This window comes from Pseudomonas marincola (assembly GCF_900682675.2).
In the GTDB taxonomy this organism is placed as follows: Bacteria; Pseudomonadota; Gammaproteobacteria; order Pseudomonadales; family Pseudomonadaceae; genus Aquipseudomonas; species Aquipseudomonas marincola.
Map to the genome: position 1 here is coordinate 2,521,094 of NZ_LR215729.2, position 21,630 is coordinate 2,542,723.

At 59.3% G+C, this 21,630-nt stretch carries 18 protein-coding genes; 6 read left to right on the plus strand and 12 right to left on the minus strand.

Annotated features, from left to right (window positions below; all coding sequences use genetic code 11):
- Window positions 1-50: 50 nt before the first annotated feature.
- The 3 genes from PMYSY11_RS11705 to PMYSY11_RS11715 form a co-directional block, all read right to left on the minus strand.
- Window positions 51-872, minus strand: a complete 822-nt coding sequence (locus tag PMYSY11_RS11705) for a carbon-nitrogen hydrolase family protein (protein ID WP_150549281.1) — start codon at window positions 870-872, stop codon at window positions 51-53.
- 120 nt (window positions 873-992) lie between these two features.
- Window positions 993-1,874, minus strand: a complete 882-nt coding sequence (locus PMYSY11_RS11710; protein WP_069900227.1) for a DMT family transporter — start codon at window positions 1,872-1,874, stop codon at window positions 993-995.
- A 132-nt stretch (window positions 1,875-2,006) separates the two neighbouring features.
- Window positions 2,007-2,666, minus strand: coding sequence for a glutathione S-transferase family protein (locus tag PMYSY11_RS11715; RefSeq protein WP_150549282.1), 660 nt, complete (start codon window positions 2,664-2,666; stop codon window positions 2,007-2,009).
- A 276-nt stretch (window positions 2,667-2,942) separates the two neighbouring features.
- On the opposite strand from PMYSY11_RS11715, the gene PMYSY11_RS11720 reads away from it, so the two are divergent.
- Complete coding sequence (locus tag PMYSY11_RS11720; protein ID WP_150549283.1) at window positions 2,943-4,655, plus strand: amidase; 1,713 nt, start codon at window positions 2,943-2,945, stop codon at window positions 4,653-4,655.
- Between the two features lie 211 nt (window positions 4,656-4,866).
- On the opposite strand, the gene PMYSY11_RS11725 is transcribed toward PMYSY11_RS11720, so the two are convergent.
- Genes PMYSY11_RS11725 through PMYSY11_RS11760 form a run of 8 tightly spaced genes read right to left on the minus strand, consistent with a single transcriptional unit; the run spans window position 4,867 to window position 13,084 of the window.
- Window positions 4,867-5,640, minus strand: a complete 774-nt coding sequence (locus PMYSY11_RS11725; protein WP_150549284.1) for an SDR family oxidoreductase — start codon at window positions 5,638-5,640, stop codon at window positions 4,867-4,869.
- Window positions 5,637-6,599, minus strand: coding sequence for an NmrA family NAD(P)-binding protein (locus PMYSY11_RS11730; protein WP_150549285.1), 963 nt, complete (start codon window positions 6,597-6,599; stop codon window positions 5,637-5,639). Before PMYSY11_RS11730 ends, PMYSY11_RS11725 begins: the two co-directional genes overlap by 4 nt.
- Window positions 6,596-6,994, minus strand: coding sequence for a hypothetical protein (locus PMYSY11_RS11735; RefSeq protein WP_150549286.1), 399 nt, complete (start codon window positions 6,992-6,994; stop codon window positions 6,596-6,598). Before PMYSY11_RS11735 ends, PMYSY11_RS11730 begins: the two co-directional genes overlap by 4 nt.
- Before the next feature lie 11 nt (window positions 6,995-7,005).
- A complete protein-coding gene (locus tag PMYSY11_RS11740; protein WP_150549287.1) occupies window positions 7,006-7,824 on the minus strand; it encodes a glucose 1-dehydrogenase in 819 nt (272 codons plus the stop codon).
- Window positions 7,821-8,969: a saccharopine dehydrogenase family protein gene (locus PMYSY11_RS11745; protein ID WP_150549288.1), complete on the minus strand. Its 1,149-nt coding sequence runs from the start codon at window positions 8,967-8,969 to the stop codon at window positions 7,821-7,823. The genes PMYSY11_RS11740 and PMYSY11_RS11745 overlap by 4 nt, the downstream gene beginning before the upstream one ends.
- A gap of 32 nt (window positions 8,970-9,001) precedes the next feature.
- Window positions 9,002-10,600: an AMP-binding protein gene (locus tag PMYSY11_RS11750; RefSeq protein ID WP_150549289.1), complete on the minus strand. Its 1,599-nt coding sequence runs from the start codon at window positions 10,598-10,600 to the stop codon at window positions 9,002-9,004.
- A complete protein-coding gene (locus tag PMYSY11_RS11755) occupies window positions 10,597-11,841 on the minus strand; it encodes a thiolase family protein (RefSeq protein ID WP_150549290.1) in 1,245 nt (414 codons plus the stop codon). The genes PMYSY11_RS11750 and PMYSY11_RS11755 overlap by 4 nt, the downstream gene beginning before the upstream one ends.
- Before the next feature lie 10 nt (window positions 11,842-11,851).
- Window positions 11,852-13,084 (minus strand): acyl-CoA dehydrogenase family protein, encoded by a 1,233-nt coding sequence (locus PMYSY11_RS11760; RefSeq protein ID WP_150549291.1) that lies wholly within the window; start codon window positions 13,082-13,084, stop codon window positions 11,852-11,854.
- Between the two features lie 117 nt (window positions 13,085-13,201).
- Between PMYSY11_RS11760 and PMYSY11_RS11765 the strand changes: the two genes are divergently transcribed.
- The 5 genes from PMYSY11_RS11765 to PMYSY11_RS11785 all read left to right on the plus strand — a co-directional run bounded on the left by PMYSY11_RS11765 (window position 13,202) and on the right by PMYSY11_RS11785 (window position 20,703).
- Window positions 13,202-15,832, plus strand: coding sequence for a winged helix-turn-helix domain-containing protein (locus PMYSY11_RS11765; protein ID WP_150549292.1), 2,631 nt, complete (start codon window positions 13,202-13,204; stop codon window positions 15,830-15,832).
- Window positions 15,833-16,202: 370 nt separating this feature from the next.
- Window positions 16,203-17,708, plus strand: a complete 1,506-nt coding sequence (locus PMYSY11_RS11770) for a DUF1254 domain-containing protein (protein ID WP_150549293.1) — start codon at window positions 16,203-16,205, stop codon at window positions 17,706-17,708.
- 65 nt (window positions 17,709-17,773) lie between these two features.
- Window positions 17,774-19,270, plus strand: a complete 1,497-nt coding sequence (locus PMYSY11_RS11775) for a DUF1214 domain-containing protein (RefSeq protein ID WP_150549294.1) — start codon at window positions 17,774-17,776, stop codon at window positions 19,268-19,270.
- 317 nt (window positions 19,271-19,587) lie between these two features.
- Window positions 19,588-20,385 carry an alpha/beta fold hydrolase gene (locus PMYSY11_RS11780; RefSeq protein ID WP_150549295.1) on the plus strand — a complete coding sequence of 266 codons (798 nt, stop codon included), beginning with the start codon at window positions 19,588-19,590 and terminating at the stop codon, window positions 20,383-20,385.
- Window positions 20,386-20,532: 147 nt separating this feature from the next.
- Entirely contained in the window at window positions 20,533-20,703 is a 171-nt protein-coding gene (locus PMYSY11_RS11785) for a DUF2986 domain-containing protein (protein WP_150549296.1), read from the plus strand.
- A gap of 13 nt (window positions 20,704-20,716) precedes the next feature.
- On the opposite strand, the gene PMYSY11_RS11790 is transcribed toward PMYSY11_RS11785, so the two are convergent.
- Window positions 20,717-21,622, minus strand: coding sequence for a LysR family transcriptional regulator (locus tag PMYSY11_RS11790; RefSeq protein WP_150549297.1), 906 nt, complete (start codon window positions 21,620-21,622; stop codon window positions 20,717-20,719).
- Window positions 21,623-21,630: the final 8 nt, after the last annotated feature.

A 21,630-nucleotide genomic window follows, 5' to 3' on the forward strand; every position in this document is an offset into this window, starting at 1 on the left:
ACGACGCAACTCAACATTAGGTCCTGGACTGCGCGATAGCCAAGCACTGCTTACTGGGCCGGAATGATTAACTCGCGCAGGCCACTGGCATGTTCAACGATTTCACCGGGCAGCTGTAGCCGTCGCGCATCGAGATAGCGATAGTCGCACAGCGCCTCCAGCCGCTGACTCATATCAATATCCACCGTCAGCCGACACTCATCACGCCCTGCTTCGCAGAGCATAGTGCCGAACGGGCTGACGCAGGAACTGCCCCCGGCAAATACCAGCCCGCCAGCGCCCGAGCCAACTCGATTGACCATCACCGCGAATGCCTGGTTCTCCTGCGCGCGGGCCATTATTGCAGTGCGGTGCACCGGCCCATAAGGGTCCATATTACCGTCGCAGACAATCAACAACTCTGCGCCAAGCTGGCCGAGCGCGCGGGCGGACTCGGGGAATTCAATGTCGTAGCAGATCAACAGGCCAATCCTCACGCCCTGCCATTCGCAGGTTGCGAAGCGATCACCCGGACTGAAAACACCCACGTCCGTCGCCCACATATGGGTTTTGCGATAACGCAACGCCACGCCTTCAGGTGTCATCAGCACGACGGTGTTGTAGAAACGCCCAGCGTCGGCCTCAGCCAGGCCAATCACCACGGCGACCCCGCGTTCGCGAACGGCCTGTTGCACGGCGCTCATTGCCGGGCCGTCGAGCGGCTCGGAAACGGTCCCGACACTGCTAGCAGAAGGAAAACCCATCAGATAGGTTTCCGGGAAGACGATGAGTTGGGTATCGGCGCTGCATGTGGCGATCACCTCTAGAGCACGCTGCAGATTGACTGCGGTGTCACCGTCTCGGCCCGCGAGTTGCGCAAGTTCGACCTTCATTCCATTACCTTCAAGCCTGTTGATGTGAGTCGTTTCTTGCAGCATGGCGCATCTGCAGGGCAAATCACCAGCCAGCTGTGCAACGAATCACGCGCAAAATTTCAGGCCTGTGCTGTTGCCCTAGCGTCGACCCTGCTCCCAAGCCGCTGCCAGACCACTCAGACAAATCACCACAATCCCGATCAAGGTGCTGAGGTCTGGCGTGTGTGCAAATACCACGAAACCGAGCAAACCGGCGAAGACGATCTGACAGTAGCCGAATGGCGCCAGCAAAGCCGGTGGCGCGCTGCGAAACGCCTGTGTCAGGAACAGATGCGCCGTCATCCCGCAGGTGCCCAAGGCCAGCATCAACAAGCCGTGGGTCAGGCTGGGAACCTGCCAGAAGAACGGCACGATCGAGCTCACCAGCAAAGTATTGAACAGACCAGCAAAGAAATTGCTGGTGGTCGGCGAATCGTATTTGCTGAGGATGCGCGTGAGGATCTGGTAGCAACTGAAACACATCGCCGAACAGAACGGCAGCAGGATGGCTGGCTTAAACAACTCGCCGCCCGGGTGCACGATGATCAGCACCCCGACAAAACCGACCAATACCGCAATCCACTGCCGCCGGCTGACTGACTCACCCAGCAGCGGCACCGACAGTGCAGTCACCAGCAGCGGTGCCAGAAAGTTAACGGCGGTGGCTTCAGCCAGGGGAATAAACAGCAGGCTGCTGGTAAAGAAAAAGCTGGTGCCCAACAAGCAACCCGCACGCAACGCCTGCAAGCCGGGGCGATTACTGCGTAATACACGCAAACCAGACTGGGGCAGGAAGATTCCGGCCATCAACAGGGTGTGCACCACATAGCGCGCCCAAACCACCATCACCACCGGATAAAAGCCGGAAAGATATTTCGATAACGCGTCGTGGCTGGCGAACAAAAATGTGGCCAGCAGGATCAGTAAGATCCCTTTAAACGGTTGGCTTGGGTTTGAAAGCGCAGCCCTGCTGGCAGTCATTAACATCTCGATAAAAGTCGCAGAAGTTAATCTGCTAGGGAAGCAATAAATAGTCTGCTAACTATAGGATAGCCGCCATGCCCGACCAATACCCTCTGGCGAATTTATTGCGCAAAAATGATTAGCCGTGCCTCAGTCCCGATCAGGCGCGCCCAGTGGGAACAACTGCCTGAACTGTCGCGCCTCATCAACCGCGCGGGCAAATGATGGCCGAGCCAGCAGCCGCGAACGATAGGCGCGCAAAACGGGGTACTTAGCGGCGATCGGATAGGTCCAGTCGGCATAAAACAGCGACGGGGCAGCGGCGCAATCGGCCAGGGTAAAGTCATCATCCGCCGCCCACTGCCTGCCTTGCAGCGCCCCTTCCAACCACGCGTAAGCCAGCTCCAGCTTGTCCACCGCAGCCGCCATGCCGTCCTTGCGCTTTTGCGCATCGCCGCTCAGCGCCCCGTCGACCGCCAGTTGCATCTGGCTCATGACGTGCAAGTCGAAGAACCGGTCGAGAAAGCGTACATCCAGTGCCGCCAGAGGCTCTTGCGGAATCAACTGCACCGGTCCCGGGTGGGCAATTTGCAGGTATTCGATGATGATGCTGGTCTCGCTGACGCTGCGCTGGCCATCCAGTAGCACCGGGAACTTGCGCAGCGTCCACAGCCGCAACCACTCGGCAGTGAACTCCGGTTTATCGGGGCCTACACAGCGGAACTCGAACGCGATGTTGTTCTCATACAGCGCGATCAACGCTTTTTGCGTGTAGGACGAAAAGGGATGACCAAACAGAACCAGCGCCATACACCACCGCCCATTATTGAGAAGACTAAATCCAGCAATTAAGGCTTTCACTCGCGTCAAAGACCCAGCGTCGTGATCACCTTTCCCATGAGGCTAATTGAGTCTAGCCTGCGCCGTTTAGCCGACAAGCTCACCTGATTAACCTCAAGGTTTAACTGCAGGTCGCATTGGCCGATTACTCTGACGCCCGCATGGTGTTTAATAGCGTTACAGGCGCGCAGGCCAATTCAGATCAGCCTGGGCCTCGCCATACAAAGCAATAAAACGAGAACACAAATGAGTATTGAAGTTACCGAAGTGTCCATTGCCGAACTTCGTGCAGCCCTCGAATCCGGTAAAACCACCGCTGTCGAACTGGTACAGGCCTACCTTGATCGCATCGATGCCTACGACACGCCAGACACCGCCACCGCACTGAATGCCGTCGTGGTGCGTAACCCGGATGCGCTGAGCGAGGCGCAAGCCTCCGATGCCCGTCGCGCCCGAGGCGAGACCCTCGGCCCGCTTGACGGAATCCCTTACACCGCCAAAGACAGCTATCTGGTCAAAGGCCTCACTGCTGCTTCCGGCAGCCCGGCGTTTGCTGATCTGGTGGCTCACCGCGATGCATTCACCGTTGAACGCCTGCGCGGCGCGGGTGCGATTTGCCTGGGTAAAACCAACATGCCGCCGATGGCCAATGGCGGGATGCAGCGCGGCGTGTATGGCCGTGCCGAAAGCCCGTACAACGCCGACTACCTGACTGCGCCCTTCGCGTCCGGCTCATCCAACGGCGCCGGCACCGCCACGGCAGCAAGCTTTGCCGCGTTTGGCCTGGCAGAAGAGACCTGGTCGAGTGGACGCGGCCCAGCCTCCAACAACGGCTTGTGCGCTTACACCCCGTCGCGCGGGGTTATTTCGGTGCGTGGCAACTGGCCGTTAACACCAACCATGGACGTCGTCGTGCCTTACGCACGGACCATGGCCGATCTGCTCGAAGTGCTCGACATCGTCGTAGCCGATGATCCGGATACCCGCGGCGACCTGTGGCGCATGCAGCCGTGGGTGCCGATTCCCAAAGCCAGTGAAGTTCGCCCCGAGTCCTATCTTAACCTTGCAGCGGGCAGCGAAGTCTTTGCCGGCAAGCGCTTTGGCGTGCCGCGCATGTTCATCAACGCCGATCCCGAAGCCGGCACCAGCGAAGCGCCGGGCATTGGCGGCCCTACCGGCCAGCGCATCAACAGCCGCGACACGGTTATCGAGCTTTGGCAGCAAGCGCGTAAAGCCCTCGAGGCCGCGGGCGCCGAAGTTATCGAGGTGGACTTTCCGCTGGTATCCAACTGCGAAGGCGATCGACCCGGCGCACCTACCGTGTTCACGCGCGGGCTGGTCTCGAAGGAATTTTTGCACCACGAATTATGGGACTTGTCGGGCTGGGCGTTTGATGACTTCCTGCAAGCCAACGGCGACCCAAAACTCAATCGCCTGGCTGACGTCGACGGGCCAAAAATTTTCCCGCACGATCCCGGCACCCTGCCCAACCGTGAAGGCGATTTGGCCGCGGGCATGGATGAATACGTCAACATGGCCAAGCGCGGCCTGACGCCATGGGATCAGATACCGACCCTGCCCGACGGCTTGCGCGGGCTGGAAGAAATTCGCCGCGTCGATCTCGAACAGTGGATGGACACCCAAAAGCTCGACGCTGTGTTGTTCCCGACCGTAGCCGATGTTGGCCCGGCCGATGCCGATGTTAATCCGCAGTCTGCCGATATTGCCTGGAGCAATGGTGTCTGGGTCGCCAATGGCAACCTCGCCATTCGCCATCAAGGCGTGCCAACGGTCACCGTGCCGATGGGCATCATGCAGGACATCGGCATGCCCGTCGGCCTGACATTCGCCGGCCGCGCCTACGACGACTCAGCACTGCTGCGCTTTGCCGCGGCTTTCGAGTCCACCGGCAACAAACGCAAAATCCCGCCCCGCACGCCGCCACTGAAGCAGGCATAAGCGTACGCAAAAGGCCTGGCACCGCATCGGTGTCAGGCCTTTTTTATTAGCTGCTCATTCGCAGTAGAAGCGTCAATCCGCACTGTGTAAACGGACTGCGAAATTGGCCGCCACTTGACCATCCATTTGCACTTGACGGGACCCGTCAGCTGTATTGGTTGTGTTTAGCGGTAATCGCTAAACGGTGCTGCAGAGACAAACGCTTGGTCGCTCACTGCGCCAGATAGCCACCATCCACCACCAGGTCGCTACCGGTCACATAACTGGCGTCGGCGCTGGCGAGAAAGGCGACGGCCCCAGCGATTTCCGCTGGTTCGGCCAAACGCCCCATGGGAATTCGATCGCCCAGATAACTTTGGAAGGCCTGTGCTTGCTCGGCCGGTAACCCCAGCATGCCGCCACTAATCATCGGCGTGGCGACATAACCCGGACAGACATTGTTGATGCGGATGTTGTAGCCTTTGCGCGCACAATGCGCAGCAGCTGCTTTGGTAAACATGCGCACACCACCCTTGCCTGCGTTATAGGACGGCACCATCGGCTCACCGATAAAGCCTTCGATGGAGGCAATGTTGATAATCGAACCACCCCGCCCCTTCATCATGGCAATGGCTTGCTGGGTGCCGAGAAACACACCGTCGAGATTTACCGCGTTACTCTTGCGCCACTGCGCCAGAGTCAGATTTTCAACATCTGCAAGGATGGCGATTCCCGCGTTATTGACCAGCACGTCAAGCACGTTCCACTGCTCGCGCACATGGCCCATGGTGCGCTGCCAGGCTTCCTCGCATGCAGCATCCTGCTGCAGGAAATGTGCATTCAAGCCCTCACCCCGCAAGCGCTCGACCTGTGTTTGGCCAGCATCGGCGTCGAGGTCGGTGAGCAGCACCAGCGCGCCCTCTTGCAGCAGACGTTCAGCGGTGGCCAGGCCAATACCTGCGGCCGCACCTGTTACCAGGCAGACGCAATTGCTCAGTCGGTTCATTTCGTTACTCCGGATAGAGGGTTCAGGCTCGCCTGCATCGCGGCCGTAAAAGGCTCAATGTAGTTAGGGAATAGCTCTTGCAGTGGTGTGCCTTTGAACTCTGGCAAATGCAGACCGTTCCAGTTTGCCCACAGCGGCATGCCCTCAGGACACTGGGTGGCGGCCACACCGATGGCCATCACTGTCTTCACCGGGCCCGGCGGTTGGTTTGAGTAAGCGGCCTGCCATTGCTCGGCGCCCAGGTAGTTGCGCGCCACCTTGCGCCCTAGCAGCAACTCACGGGTTTCAAGCAGCTCGTTCCAACTGCAGTAAGCTGTAGCTGCCACCGGGCAGATGGCGTTGCGCGATGCCGGATGGGCCAGCACATGGGGAATGATGCGACCAACATCACCGCCACTGGACCAGGCAAATTTGTTGTTGCCATCACCCATCACAGCCACCGGCTCGAGCATGTAGTACTCGATCCACAGGCCAGCCGGAATGATCGTGTAGTCCAGACCGGCCAACTCGATCACCCGTCGTATAAATGCCTTCTGCCGGGCAATGGCGCGGTGCTCGGTGTCCATCGGCCAAAACTGCTCCCACTCGTAGATAAAGCCGAACTCGGACGGTACGAAACGCTCCACCCCGGCCTCACGCGCCGCATAGATAAGCGCGTACTGGCTTTCGGTGGCCGCATACGGCGCACAGGACACCAGATAATCGGTGCCCTTCAGCGCCGGAATCAGCGAGACATGCGAAGCCACATCGGCCTCGATCAGCTTTACCCCACTGGCTTGCCAACGTTCGTAGAGCGCTTGCTTGTCGCTCTGAGCACGGGCCCCGAGGGTCGAGCGGTCACGATCCTGGCCCTGACGCAACAACACCTGAATGTTAAACAAACCCTGATCAATCAGCTCATCAACACAGGCGCTACCGGCCACCCCAGTTGCCCCATAAACAGTTACGGTCTTGTTCATTGCAAGGCTCCTTGAGCACCGGTTGGTCTGGTGTTGCGCAGAAGCGCGAGAAAAACCAGCGCATAGAACAGATCACCGCCGGACAATGCCAGCAGCGGCCAGCCAATATGGCCAGCAATAAAATGCCTCAGAACTACAACCACTACCGCCAGCTTGGCCCAGGCGCCCCACAAGGCGAAGTGACGGTACTGATTGAAGTCTTCGGCCAACTTCCAGTAGGCGACGCCAAATGTGATCACCAGCACTGCAAACAGGTCGATGAACACTTTGTCGCTGGCCGTGACCGGCGTAAGGCCCAAGAGTTTCTCGACCAGAGGCATGGCCACAATCAGGCCCACGCCAACCGCGATGTTGAACAATGCGGCGCTGATGAAAAACAGCCGTTGCGCTGACATAACGTTCCTCCTCAGCAGGCAGTTGCGCCACCATCGAGCACCAATTCAGAGCCCGTCATCCAGGCCGCAGCGGGGCTGGCGAGGAACAGCACCGCCGAGGCCACATCCCGCGGCTGGCCGTAACCCAGCGGATGCAGCGACTCGACAAAAGCGTCAGCGCTGGCCAGATCCGCAGCCAAGCCAACCTTGACCAGATTGTTGACTACATTGGCGCCCATTTCGGTTTTGATAATTGCCGGGTGAATGGAATTGATACGTACGTCGTAACCGAGCTTGGCCGCCTCGATGGCAGTAGCCTTGGTCATCAGACGTACCGCCCCCTTAGCGGTGCAGTAAGCTGTCAGGCTCGGCATGCCAACCAGACCGGCAACCGACGACAGGTTGATGATGGAACCGCCGCGCCCACTGGCGCCACCCGGACGCATGGCGCGTAAAGCGTGCTTGATGCCGAGGAACACACCATCTACGTTGATCGCCATAGTCCGCTGGAAATCGGCCAGCTCACACTCGGCGACCAGTGCAGCGGTCTCGATGCCGGCGTTATTGACCAAGATATCGAGGCCACCGAATTGCTCGACAGTGATATCAATCGCTTCGATCCAGTCCGCTTCGCAGGTCACGTCGTGACAATAAAATGCAGCCCGACCGTCATGCGCTGCGGCCAGACGTGCTGCAGTCTGCGCCCCCAGCTCACTCAGTACATCACTGAGCATCACACATGCACCGGCCTGTAACAGCGCTTCGGCGATTTCTGCGCCGAGACCGCGGGCGGCGCCACTGATCAAAGCAACCTTGCCATCCAGACGGGTCTGGTCCAGATAGTTGGTCATTGCGCATCCCCCTGACAGCGCGCCGGCAGCGCACTGCAAAAGCCGCGCTCGTGGAAACGGTCGATCAGCTCACGGTGGCCGAATGCCATGGCTGGCGATTGGAAACCAACATTTTTCAGCTTGCCGCTTAACAGGCGCTCTGCGCCTTCGGCACAGATGTCGCCAGTCCATGTGTAGGCGGCGGACAAATTCATCACATAGGTAGAGGTGATCTGGCGACCCTGGCCGTGCACCACGATCACGCCACGCTGCACATCAAGATCATCCTTGGGCGGCTCACCCTGATCCATCTGTGCGCCCATCTGGTTGGTCAATGCCTCGCGCTGCTCCTGAGTCATACCCGGCGCCAGCTCGTTAAAGGCACGAATAGCCTGCATTACCGGGTCGATGAGGTGCTCGCCCATGGCGGTCAGCACCTTGCAGTTGAGCACGCGCGGATCATCTTTGAACCAGATCGGCTCACACGCACCGCCCCACGGATGGGCGCTGAGCTGAGCGTTGCGATAAGGCACAAACACCTTGTAGGCCACATCATTGGGCCAGGCCTTGAGCTGGTTCTGTTCGAGGTAATACTGCGACACGTCGTTGCACACCATGCGCAGGAAAGACTTAGTCGACGCCTCGGATGGCAGGCCGTTGTCAATCTGGTAGCAGATGTCCAGGCTGTCGATCCCCGGAGTTTCCAGCACCACTTCTGCGGCCAGCGCACCGGCGGCCCACATGAAAGAGTTTGCGGGGCACAGCAGCAATTTCTTGGCGGCAAAAGCAGCGCCGTACTTGTCGCCGATGGCGGCGGTCCAGTCCTGCTCGCCAGTGGTGTCCAGATAATGCACCCCCGCTTCCAGGCAGGCTTCAACCACTGGCCAGCCGAGTTGCATGAACGGCCCGACGTTGTTGATCAATACCTTGATCTCCAGGCGTTGGAGCAGCTCGACCAGTTCGCCAAGGTTGTGGTTGACGATCACCAGTTCAGCGTCGACCTTCTGCCCGTGGCGCTCCTCGACCACCGCCAGAGCGTTCTGCAGACGGTCCAGGGTACGCCCGGCCATATAAAAAGGCATTTTACGCTGGGCCAGGGATTCAGCCACCAGTTTGCCGGTATAACCGCTTGCACCATAAACCAGTACGTTGCGTGCTTGAGTCATGACAATTGTCCTCTTGTTGTTCGGGGTTCGGATCAGCGTGCTTCGCGGTGAACGCTGGCCGTGTCGTTGTTCAGGGCTTCGAGCAGGAAACGCTCCTGCGGTTTTTCCGAAGCGGTCTTGGGAATCTGCGCCAGCACCTGCAGCAAGCTGGGCACAAAGTTGGCTTCAAGTTGCTGGCGGCAGGCGCGAAATATCTGCTGGGCATCAAAGTTGGCGGCGTCTTTGGGCACCACAGCCGCAACCACATCCTTCTCACCCGGCACGCCATTGCTGGCGGGGATGCCGTAGACATACACGTCGTCAACCTGCGGGCACTCGGCGATGGCCTTCTCGATAAAGGTGCTATTGATGAAGTCGCCGTTACGGCGGATACCGCTGCCCTTGCGATACTGGAAGAACAACCAACCGTCTGCGTCGGCGAGCACCACGTCCCCCATGTGCAACCAGCCATTGGCGCATTTCTTCGCTGAGGCTTCGGGATTGGCGAAGTACTCGACCTTGTAAGGGCTGCCATCGACCGGTTGGAACAGCAACTCACCGGGCTGGCCAGGGGCGCAGTCGTTACCGTTCTCATCGACGATGCGGTGGCGAAGATTGGGCGCTGGCTTGCCGATACTGCCAGTGGGTCCAACCCCAATCGGTTTAATGGTCAATCCGCCCTCGGCAGCGCCGTAAAACTCCAGTATCTGCACATCGAAACGGCGCTCAAAGTTGCTCCAGATCGCCTGTGGCATGCCGGCGGAAACCACAAACCGCACCGGATTATCACGATCATCCGGGCGCGTCGGCTCGGCATAAACAGCAGTGGTCATGCCGCCGAGCAGTGTGAAACTGGTGCAGCCATACGTCCGGCAGATATCCCACAGCCGCGACTTGCTGAACTTGCGTGACAATACACAGGCCATACCCAGCGCCAGCGCAGCACCAAGCGTTACCAATTGGGCATTGGCGTGGGTCAACGAGAGGCCCGAATAAGGCCGGTCGTCTGCCCGGTAACCAAACACCCGGTCGGTAATCAGTGCGGTCTCGCAGTAACGCCGATGGGTCATGACGATGCCTTTAGGATCGCCAGTGGTGCCCGAGGTGAAGATCAACTGCATCGGCGAGGCGTCATTCAGCGCCACCAAGGGATGCTCGCGGGTGTCGCTGGCAAAGACCTCGGCATACGCCAGACTTTGTTCTGCGGTATCGGCGGTGCCATCGTCAGTGGCCAGGGCAACTATCCAGATTGGCTGCTGCAACTGCTCACGCACGGCCAGCAGGTTGTCCAGCGCATAGTCGGCGGCGATCACACCCTTGCAACGGGCGTTATTGAGGAAGAACGCCAGCTTGTCACCCCGCGCCCTTGGGTCGATGGGCACGAACACCGTGCCGGTAATGGCTGCCGCCAGCATGGCGTCGACAAATTCTGCATGGTTGGGCATCAGCAGGGCGAAGCAATCGCCGGGCTTGAGGCCCAGCTGACTCAAGCCCCAGGCCATGCTGTGGCCGTTACGCCAGAGCTGGGCATAGGTACGGGTCTGCAAAGGACTGTTGGCGCCATTCTCCACGGTGAGTACCGGGAATTCCGGCTGACGCAACGCACGGTTGCCGATCAGCCCGGCCAGGTTGAAGTCACTGTACTGGCTCACGTCAACGCCTCCTGCACCAACACGCTGACCACAGTGGCCGCTGCATCCAGGCCGATTGCACCGCCGCCGTTGTGCGCCAGGCCAACACGGGCACCGTGCACTTGGCGAGCACCAGCACGGCCTTGCAGCTGCTCCGTCAGTTCGACTATCTGCGCACAGCCGCTGGCGCCGACTGGATGGCCCTTGCGCAGCAGGCCGCCAGAGGTATTGACTGGGATGCGCCCGCCCAAACGGGTAGCACCGGACTCGACCAGCGCCCCGCCCTCGCCTCGCGAACACAGCCCAAGGTATTCGTAAGCCTGAATCTCCGAAGGCGCCGAGGCGTCGTGCAACTCAACGCAGGACAAGTCCTGCGGGCCAATACCTGCCGCTTCATACGCCAGGCCCGCGGCGTATGCGCCGACGCTGTCCTCGGCATGTTCGAAGTCCCACCCCGAAACCAGCTCCGAAGCCGCAACCCGTACTGGGTTACGCAGACCCAGCTGTCGCGCCTTGCGCTCGCTGACCAGAATCACCGCTGCGGCGCCGTCACCGATTGGCGAACACATAGGCAAGGTCAGCGGGTCAATAATCGGCCGCGCGCCGAGCACCTGCTCGACCGTCAGCACATCGCGGAACTGGGCGCGGGCATTGAGACTGCCGTGATAAGAGTTCTTCGACGCGACCATGGCGTACTGCTCGATGGTGGTGCCGTAGAGTTTCATGTGCTTCTTGGCCATCATCGCGTAGATGTCCATAAACACCGAGCGACTCTGGCCAGCACCGGCTGCGTCAAACGGCTCGCCAGCGGCCTCGGCCAGCTTCTTCACCACGTTTAGCTCGCCCTCCGGGTCTTCCACATCTACTGCACTGGAGAAAGCCCCCAAGCTGCGCGCCTTGTCCTGGTGAAACAGTTTCTCGTAGCCGCAGGCCAGCACAATGTCGTAATAACCCGCGCTGACCATGGCGCATGCTTGTTGGAATGCAGTCGAGGATGAGGCGCATGCATTCTCTACGTTGACCACCGGAATCCTGCCAATCCCCATGCTGCGGAGCACCACTTGACCACGGATCATTTCCTGACCGGTGACCACACCCGCGGCGGCATTGCCCATCCACGCTGCCTGCAACTGGCGTTTGTCGAGGCCTGCATCGTTGAGCGCCAGCTCAATGGCCTGGCCAGCGAGACTCTTCAGGGTCTTGTCCAAGTGTTTGCCAAACGGGACCATGCCCACGCCAGCTACATATGCATTCATCTTCATCGATAAACCCTCAAATTCTGGAGATCAGGGTGCCGCCCTTGATGGCAAGCATTTCGTTGCAGCCGTCCTCGATCATCGAGGCGCGGGCATCGCGCAACAATTTCTCCACTGGATATTCGCGGGTAAGGCCGTTACCGCCGTGCATCTGGATGGCCATGGACGCCACATCAAAGGCGGTCTGGGTAGCGGTGATCTTGGCGGCAATAGAGCCCTGCAGCGCTGGAGCTGGTGCCACGCAGTTGAAGCGGATAGCGCGACGGGCCAATGCGCGCGAGGCCTCAACACGGGCAAACATGTGGAACAGCCGATAGCGCACATTCTGGTGCTGGATGATTGGCACCCCGCCCTGCTTGCGCTCATGCGCATAGTCATGGGCCATCTCGTAAGCAGCCCGGGCAGCGCCGGTCCAGATCGTCCCCATCAGCGCATTGGCCTCGGTGAGGATGCCCTGCTCGGCGCGCACGTAATCTTCAGGGCCTGCCAGCAGATGATCACGCGGCACGCAGACCTCATCGAAGTACACCTCGCCTTGTGGCAGAGCCCGCTGGCCCAGCTTGTCCAGCGGCTGGCCACGGCTGACGCCCAGCGCATCCATCGGCACCAGTACGACGCAGCGTTTATCCGCGCCCGAGCCATCTTCCAGGCCACAGAACAACACGCAGAGCTGAGCAATGGGCCCGTTGGACACCCAGGCGGCCTTCTGCCCGTTGATGATGATTTGGTCGCCGTCAAAACGTGCGTAGCAATTCAGCCGGCCCACGCCCACGCCCGGCTGGCGGGAATGACCGCTGCAGTCGAGCATGTCGCTGCCGTGGTCCGGCTCAGTGATGCCCCAGCAACCCATTGGGCGATCGGCATAACGTTCGAGTAAATCCTCACGGCCCAGCATGTGCATGACCATCGCGGGCAACATGGCAGCGCCCAGCGAAACCGCAAGACCGCCATCGCCCCAACCCAGCTCTTCAAATACCAGGCTCATCATCGACGCCTGCTCTTCTGGCTCCAGGGCGAAGATGTCATTCAGACTCAGGCCCAACTCGGCGAACTGGGCAAACACTTGCCACAACGGTGAGTCTGCGGCGACTACCTGCTCGGGGCTGAGTTTGTCCAGGCGCTGGCCCACCGGGCGTAGCACCTTCTCGGCGAAGCGGCGCACATTGTTCTGCACCGCACGCTCTGTCTCACTGAGGCCAATATCCAGCCCGGTGGGTGCAAGTTCTACTCGCGGGAGGTAGCCGCTCATTGTTATCGTTCCTCTACAGATTGCCGTTAGACGGGGAACTCCCCGCCGTCTGACAGCTATCTTGGGAAATCTCCAGAGTGGGATATATCCCCCTGATGGGGGGAACAAGGAACAACAATGAATCCAAGCCTGATCACCACCAAACTGGCGCCGCCGCGCCGGGCCCGCCAGACCTTAAGCCGACCGCGTCTGGAGCGCCTCATCCAGCCGCTCGCCGACACGACGCTGGCGCTGGTCAAAGCACCTCCCGGTTTTGGCAAGACCACGCTGATTACAGCCTGGGCCGATGCCGCCCGCACCGCCGGTGCAGTGGTCGCTTGGTTGACGCTCGATGAACATGATGACGATGTCGAACGCCTGCTGCTGTACATCACCGCGGCGGTGAGACGCGCCCTGCAAGCGCCCAGTGCCACCCTGCAGAATCTGGCACTGCTGCCACGTGAGCAACTGCTCAGCCAACTGCTGCAGGAGCTGGAGCAATGCCCAGCGCAGGTCTATCTGTTCCTTGACGACTGTCACTGTGTACCGCCGCCTCTGTTTGAGGCTGCGGTGGCGCCACTTGTGCGCTACGCGCCGCACAACCTGCATCTGGTTCTGTGCGGGCGCAGCGACCTGCCGGGCGCGATCAATCAGTCGCTATACGGCGACGCCGCCCTGGAACTGGGCGCCGCCCAACTGCGTTTCACCCTGGAAGAGACCTGCCAACTGGTTGCTACAGACTCACCCACAGCGCTGCGTGACAATGATGCCCGGACCTTGCACCAATCCACTGATGGCTGGATCGCGGGCCTGCGCGCGCGACTACTGCTCATGCGCCAGACTCCCGACGCCCCGGTACCTGCCGGCCTGAGCGTTGATACGCTATTCGACAGCCTGCTAAGCCAATTGCCGGAGGCGCTGTTGAATCAACTGTTGCCGCTGTCAGTGGTCGAGCAATTCAGCGCCGAGCTTGCCGGCGAACTCGGCACGGGCGATGGCAAGGCGTTGATTCAGCAACTCGACCAGCAGCAGCTATTCGTCAGCTCGCTGGATGAAAGCGGTACCTGGTATGGTTTGCATCCATTGTTTCGCGAACACCTGCGCGAGCACCTGCTCAAACGCCAAGGCGCCACCCGGCAAGCACAGATACGTGCTGCTCATTGGTTTGCCGCGCAACAACTGTGGACACAGGCAGTGCGCTGCGCCCTGGCTGCTGGCCAAAAGCAGGAGGCACTGGGCTGGATCGCCGAGTGCGCCATGCAGTTGGTCGAACAGGGTGACTTCATCCAGTTGCTCGACTGGCAACGCCATCTGCAGGATCGCCTGATCGAAGCACCACTTCAGTTGCAACTGGCGCTGGCCTGGGCCTGTGGGCTGGCCATGCTCGGCGAGCGCTCACTGCAATTGATCGAAACGGCCCACAGTGACCTTGGCAAAGGCCTGGATCAGAGTGATTTGAAATGGGAGTGCCTGGCCCTGCGCGCCATGCTCCTGGCTCTGCAGGATCGTAGCGCCGAAGGTGCTCGCCTGGCCCGCGAATGCATGCCGCATCTGGGCGCAAGACCATGGATCTGCAACGTTCTGTTCAACGTGATTGGCTTCGGTGACATGCAAAGCCGTGACTGGAAAGGTTTCTACAATTTGCCACCGGCATTGCCAGTCCCGCAGCGTTCGACCCGGCATCTGGTAACCCTGACCTATCGTCATTGTCTGGTTGCCCTTGGCGAAATCGTTCAGGGCCGCCTGTCGCCGGCTGCCACTCTCCTGCAAGAGTCCATGCGCCAGGCCACACCGGGTGTCGGCGCGCAAGAACTGTACAGCAGCCCGGTGTTACGTGGCCTGCCTGCCGCGCTGTTGTCCTATATTTATTATCAGGAGGGGCGTTACGAAGAGGCGCGCCTGCTCAACCTAGAAAATCAGCAGATTATCAGACAGGCAGGATTTCTTGACTGCATGGCACTTGGCACCATCAGCGCCTGCCGGCTGGCGCTGCGACAAGCCGATAACCTCAGCGCGCGTGCCCTGCTCGATGAGGCGGAGAATCTGGCCCAGAGCCGCAACTGGCCACGTCTTAGCGGGCAAATTCTACTGGAACGCACGCGCTTGGCGTTACTTGAGAATAACGTCATTGAGGCCAACGCCTGCGCCGTGCAATTGCAGCAGATGTTACCGAGCCTGCCTAATGTGGCATCCAATCACGGCTTGGCCTCGCTGGCACAACTCTGGTGTGCCGCTGGCGATACCGGCGCGCCGATAGACCGCGCCCTGATTGAAGACGACCTGCTGGCACTGCGCAGCGAACACGCCACCCTTCGCCTCAGTGAACTGCTAATCGCCCAGGCCGTACTGCAAGAGGATGCTGAGGCGGCCAGCGCAGTGCTGCTCGAAGCTCACCGTTTGCTGGAGCAAAGTGGCGCCAGCCAGACACTTCTCGACTACCCGTTCAAAGCCAGGCTGGCCGCCACACTGCAAAGTTGCATGGACTTGCAGACCCTGACACGCCGCCAGCATGAACAGCTTGGCACCCTGCTTTCCAAGCTGCAGCAGGACGGTCAGCTTAAACCCGCGCCAAGCTACGACCTGACCAGCAAGGAGAGAGAGATTCTCGACCGGGTTGCAGACGGCAAATCCAACAAGGAAATTGCCCGGGATCTGGGAGTGGCACCGGAAACAATCAAGTCGCACATGAAGAGCATCTTCCAAAAGCTCGACGTCAGCAGCCGTACCCGGGCGGCAATGAAAATGCGCGAGGAGCAGCCACCGGTTTAGCCTTCGCTCACGTGCCCTCTGCATCCCCCAATCGGGGGGTCAACCGCCAGCCACAATGGACCTATAGTCTAAGCCTCTTTCGCTACCTGTAGAGCTGGCCATGAGCCATCACTCAATCACTGTGCAGCAGCTTGCGCAAAGGCTTTTCCAGGTCTTAACTGCTGTTGCTCTGCCGCAAAGAGCAGCAAGCCATGGACCTAACGCATTCTCCAAGGAAGAAGCAATGCACCACAGCGCTCAACCCGACCCCGCTCGCCCAGGACGGCAGCCGGCCGAACATCTCGCCACTCCCCGCAACCATCTGCCGCAAATGCCCACTGCAATCCTGCCTGCAGCACTTGCGCGTATCTGCTCGTCCAAGGAGAAGACCATGCACCGCCTGACGATTGCTCTCAGTTGCCTGCTCGCAGCCAACCTGGCGTTCGCTGACCGTTATCAGGACCTAGCCAATTTGCCCCTGGAAAACAATCGCCCGACAGCGGCGACCAGCCAGAGTCTGCTGGAGGAAGTGACCTTTCAGCGCGCCATGCAGACCTATCTTTGGGCCATGCCCCTGTTGAATACCGCAGGCATGCGCGACGGCGCTGAGAAAGCGTTTGGCAGCGGCTACAATGTCATGCCGATCTGGGGCAAACGCCTGAGCGCCAAGACTAAGATCACCACCCCGAACTCCGACCTGATCTACGCCATGGTATTCGAGAATCTGGCGAAGACCGGCCCACTGGTGTTCGAGGCCCCGCCACGCCTGCAAGGCATTCTGCTGGACTTCTGGCAGCGGCCGATGCCGGTGGACGGCATGGACTTCCAAGGCGATGTCGGCCTGCCGGGGCCGGACAAGGGCGCTGGAGGAAAATTCCTGATTCTGCCGCCGGGCTACGACAAGGAAGTCCCTAAGGGCTACTACGTCTACCGCTCCAGCACCAACAACGTGTTCATCTTCCTGCGCTCGTTCTACAAATCTTTGGACAACATCAGCCCGGCCGTGGATCTGCTCAAGCAGTCGAAACTCTACCCGCTGGGGCAGCAGGCCAGCGCCAAACCGATGCAGTTTCCGGACGCCTCCGATCTTGAACTGAATATGCTGCCACGCAGGGACTTCAGCGCTTTCGAGCAGATCAAAAGAATCGTCGACGAGGAAGGCGAGAATCTCACTGGCCCGGACATGCTGGGTATGATAGCCGGCATCGGTATCACCGCCGGCCAGCCGTTTTCTCCCGAAACTCGCCAACGTGAGCTGCTCGATGCGGCCGCCAAGGCCGGATACAAAGCCAGCCGCGCTATCGGCTTCCAGCCGGGCGTAGGCAAGGCCGACTTCCATGTATACCAGGACCGCAAGTGGCTGAACCCGGTCAATAATCTCAGTGCGCGCTGGCCCAACGTGCCGCTCGACCTGAGCTGGCAGGCCAAACAAGGTGGCTACCGCCAACTGGATGCCCGGGCTTGGTTCTTCACCGATTACTACTCGATCAGCCCCGGCATGGTGTCAATGACGCCAGGCAAAGGCGCGTATTACATGATCGCCTTCGAGGATGCCGACGGCGATCAACTAAACGGCGACCAGACCTACAAGGTCAACCTGCCGGCGAATATCCCGGCCGAGTTGTTCTGGTCGGTAACCCTGTATGAGGCTGAAAATGCCTCGGGCCTGGATAACGGCCAGCCCTTCCCGTCTCTGGGCAAGTTAGACAATCCAGTGCAGAACGCTGACGGTAGTACCGATCTATACATTGGCCCGAAAGCGCCAGCCGGCAAAGAGAAAAACTGGCTGGCCACCGCCCCGGGCCGTGGTTTCTTCAGCATCCTGCGCTTATACGCACCTTCCAAGCCGGCGCTCGACGGTAGCTGGAAGCCCGGCGACCTGGAAAAACTCAAGTAAACAAAGATCGATTGGGCCAAGGCTCTCGCCTGGCCCCGTCATCCCCGACGATAAAGGAAAAACTGATGCCTATCCCTTTCAAGCCTCTCGCCTTCGCAGCGCTATCCTTGTCAGCCTGCGTCACCCAGGCCTATGCCGGCGGAGTCCCTTTAGAAAAAGCCAGTCTCCACGGTGATGAGACGATCCTGACCTCCATCGGCGATATTAAACTGCAAGACAGTTACTTCGATGATGCGACCTCCCAGCGGCTCTTCGATGAAATGGATTATCAACGGGCCAGCCAGGCTTACATTTGGAGTACACCGCTGGTCAGTGTCACGACCTGGCGCGATAACCAAAGCAAGTCGTTCGGGGTCACCAAAGACACCGATTTTGTGGTGTTGGAGTCACTCAAGGAAAAACGTGGCATCGTCACCGGCAACCTGACCACACCTTACATTTTCAATTTCATCAGCCTCAAATCAGGCCCTCTTGAGATTGATTACCCGGCGGGCAAAACGGCCGGCGGGGTCCTCGATTTCTGGATGCGCCCGGTGTTCGACTTGGGCCTTACAGGACCTGACAAAGGGCAAGGCGCAAGGTACATCGTGGTAGGTCCGGAAGATGACTTGGCCAAGTACCAAAAAGAAGGTGTGCATGTTTATCAGAGTGCCACCAACAATGTTCTAGTCGGTATCCGCATACTCGATCCGGACCCTGCCTATTATGACAAATACGTCTCCGCCTTCCGCATGGGACGTGTCGGGCAGAAGGCCGAACAGAGTCGCTTCATCCGTGGCAAAGACGTTGAATGGAGCGCTACCGCGCCACGGGGTCTGGCTTATTGGGAGAAGCTCTCAAGCATCATCAACGAAGAGCCTGTGCGCACGATCGACAAAGGCTGGACAGCCATGCTCAAGCCACTGGGGATCGAAAAGGGCAAGACGTTCAGCCCTGACGAGCGGCAAAAAACTGCCTTGCTCAAGGGTGCGGCAATGGGTGAACTGATGACGCGCAACTTGCAGATTACTCCACGCTACACCGAGGTCTACTGGCCGGGTACTTCCTGGTACAAAAGTTTCGACTTCCAGGTTGAACAGGAAATCGACGACCGCGCGCAAATCGACGAGCGTGCCACTTGGTTTTACGAGGCAGTTGCCAGCAGCAAGGGCATGGTCAATCCAGAGCCAGGCGCAGGGCAGATTTACATGACCACGAAACGCGACAGCAAGGGTGAATTACTGCGCGCGGACAAGAACTACAAGCTGCATGTGCCCAAGGATGTGCCCGTCGAGCAGTTCTGGGCACTGACGCTGTACAGCGAGAACACTCGCCGCCCCTACGACAATGGCGGCAAAGAAATTCGCAGTGTGAACCTGGACAGTCGCTTGAAAGACCTCAAGCGTAATGCAGACGGTAGTGTCGACCTGTACATCGGGCCTAAGGCACCAGCTGGTTTCGAGAATAACCACATGAAAACGGTCGGTGACGATGGTTGGTTCGTCTATTTCCGTCTCTATGCACCTACGCAGCCGTTCTTCGATAAGAGCTTCAAGCTGGCTGACTTCGAGCGACTTGACTGATCTGTAGAGTTCAACCGTTAGGAATTACCCCCTGGTATTTATGGCGCCAGGGGGTTCTCCTGCACGTAAGTCGCACCCTTGCTTTTGCAGGCAATCTAAAAGCCCGTTATAGGCTGTTCTACACCGCCACTGCCCACGCGCCTCAGCTAAACCCGTTTCAATTGACTGGCCGCAGGTGGACAAGTGTTTGCGCTTACTCACTCACCGATCAGCGCTGCCTATGGCGCGTCATATCAACGGTACACAATCCTTTTGGCTGCCAGATACGCTGACTACAGTGGCATTGCACACTGCCAACTTAACCGTAGGAACAGCGCATGCCATTCGCCTCGATAAATCAGCAGGACATCCACTTCACTGATCATGGTGGCGACGGCCTGCCCATCATTCTCAGCCACGGTTTTTTGATGGACGAGCAGATGTTTGCTCATCAGGTTGCCGCGTTGAGCCCCGAGTTTCGTGTGATCACCTGGGATGAGCGCGGCTTCGGCCAGACCCGCTACGATGGAGAGCCTTTCACCTATTGGGACTCTGCCCGCGACTGCCTCGCCCTGCTCGACCATCTTGATATTCAACACGCCGTATTCGGTGGCATGTCGCAAGGTGGCTTCTTATCCCTGCGTGCTGCGCTGCTGGCACCGGAACGGGTGATGGGTCTGGTGCTGATTGACACTCAGGCAGGGCCGGAGCCGGCCGAGCTGGTTGAAGGCCACAAACAACTGATGCAGGCATGGATCGAGAATGGCCTGAGTGATGAAGTGGCCGACTATATTGCCAATCTGATCATTGCTGACCCCAGCGAAAACGCCAAGTGGATTGCCAAGTGGCAGGCGATGGACTCGCAGCAACTTGTCGGCCCCAGCACTTGCTTGCTGCAACGTGAAGACATCAGCGACCGACTCGCTGAAATCAGCGCGCCTGCATTGGTCTTACACGGCACTGAAGACAGTGCCATTGCGCCGGAGCTGGCCCATGCACTGTGCCGTGGGCTAAAGAACAGTGAGCCATTGGTACTGGTCGACGGCGCGGCCCATGCCGCCAACCTGAGCCATCCGGAGGCAGTCAATCCGGCAATGCTGGACTTTTTGCGCAGGTTAGCGGCACGTCGCGGTTAACCCTGGCTGCTGGCTATTGCGGCGCGAAACGGAAAGTGGCGGGCCACACCCGCGCAACCTTGAGGCAAATACCGGCCCGACTTGCAGAGGAATCTGCTCTAATAATCGGGCCGCTTCCTTTCAGCCACCACACGCACAGCAGACACCATGAATCGCCGTAAGAAAATTAAGCAATTACTCGAGGCCCACGCCAAAAAGGCCAATGCCAAGAAGGCGCCACGTAAAAAGTCTACCTACATCTGTAAGGCTGACCGGCTAAAAATGGCTGCCGAAGCGTTGGACGCTGCGACTCCCGCGACAGTTACCCCCGAGAGCTGAGTTTAAGGCCGATCTACAGGCGGTTGTCGACTTCCACCAAAGCATCGACCATCGCCTGCGCCGCTGGCGTTAACGGATAACCCGCCCGGCTGACCACGCCATAATGCACATGCAGCCCGGAATCGTTGGCGTCTATGTCAGCGAAATCCAGCAGGCTGATCACGCCCTGCGCCTCAAGCTCGCCCAAGGCTTCCATGGTCGCGATACCGATGGCGTTTGAACGTGTAACCACACGGCAAACGGTATCGAATTGAGCGCACTCCACGCTAACGGAAAACTCATCAACCCCCTGCAGTCCGGCAAGCAGTTTGCCGATGCGTGCGGGCATGGGCGTAGCGGCCAGCGGGAAATCGAGTAAGTCGCTGGGTTTGAGCTTCTTGCGCGAAGCCAGTGGATGCTCCCGACGGCAAAAGAACCAGCCTCTGCGGGGCCTCAACAGTTGCACCTGAAAAGTTGCATCACTCATGAAATCGCGCGAATCAGCCACCAGAAACTCGATTTGTTGCTCTTTGAGCAATGTCCCCAATTGCTGCCAGTCTGCCTGCTGCAAGCGCAGGCGAATCGCCGGATAGGCATTAATGAACTGCGCCACTGCTTCGGGCACGAGCAACTGCGCCGGATACGGGCCGCTGCCGAAGTGCAGCTCGCCATGCTTGAGCCCGTTGAACTGCTGCAGCTCGTTATGCAACGCCTGACTCCCCGCCAGCAAACGCCGCGCGTGTGTCAGCACTAACTGGCCTTGCACAGTCAGGCGAAATTCACGGCTGCTGCGTTCAATCAGCGTGCAGCCAAGGTCGCGTTCCAGCGTCTGGATACTTCGACTCAGTGCCGGCTGGCTGAGATTGACAGCCGCCGCTGCGCGGACAAAGTTGCGGTGATCGCTCAGTGCAATCAAGTGGCCCATCTGACGTAAATCCAATATGCGCT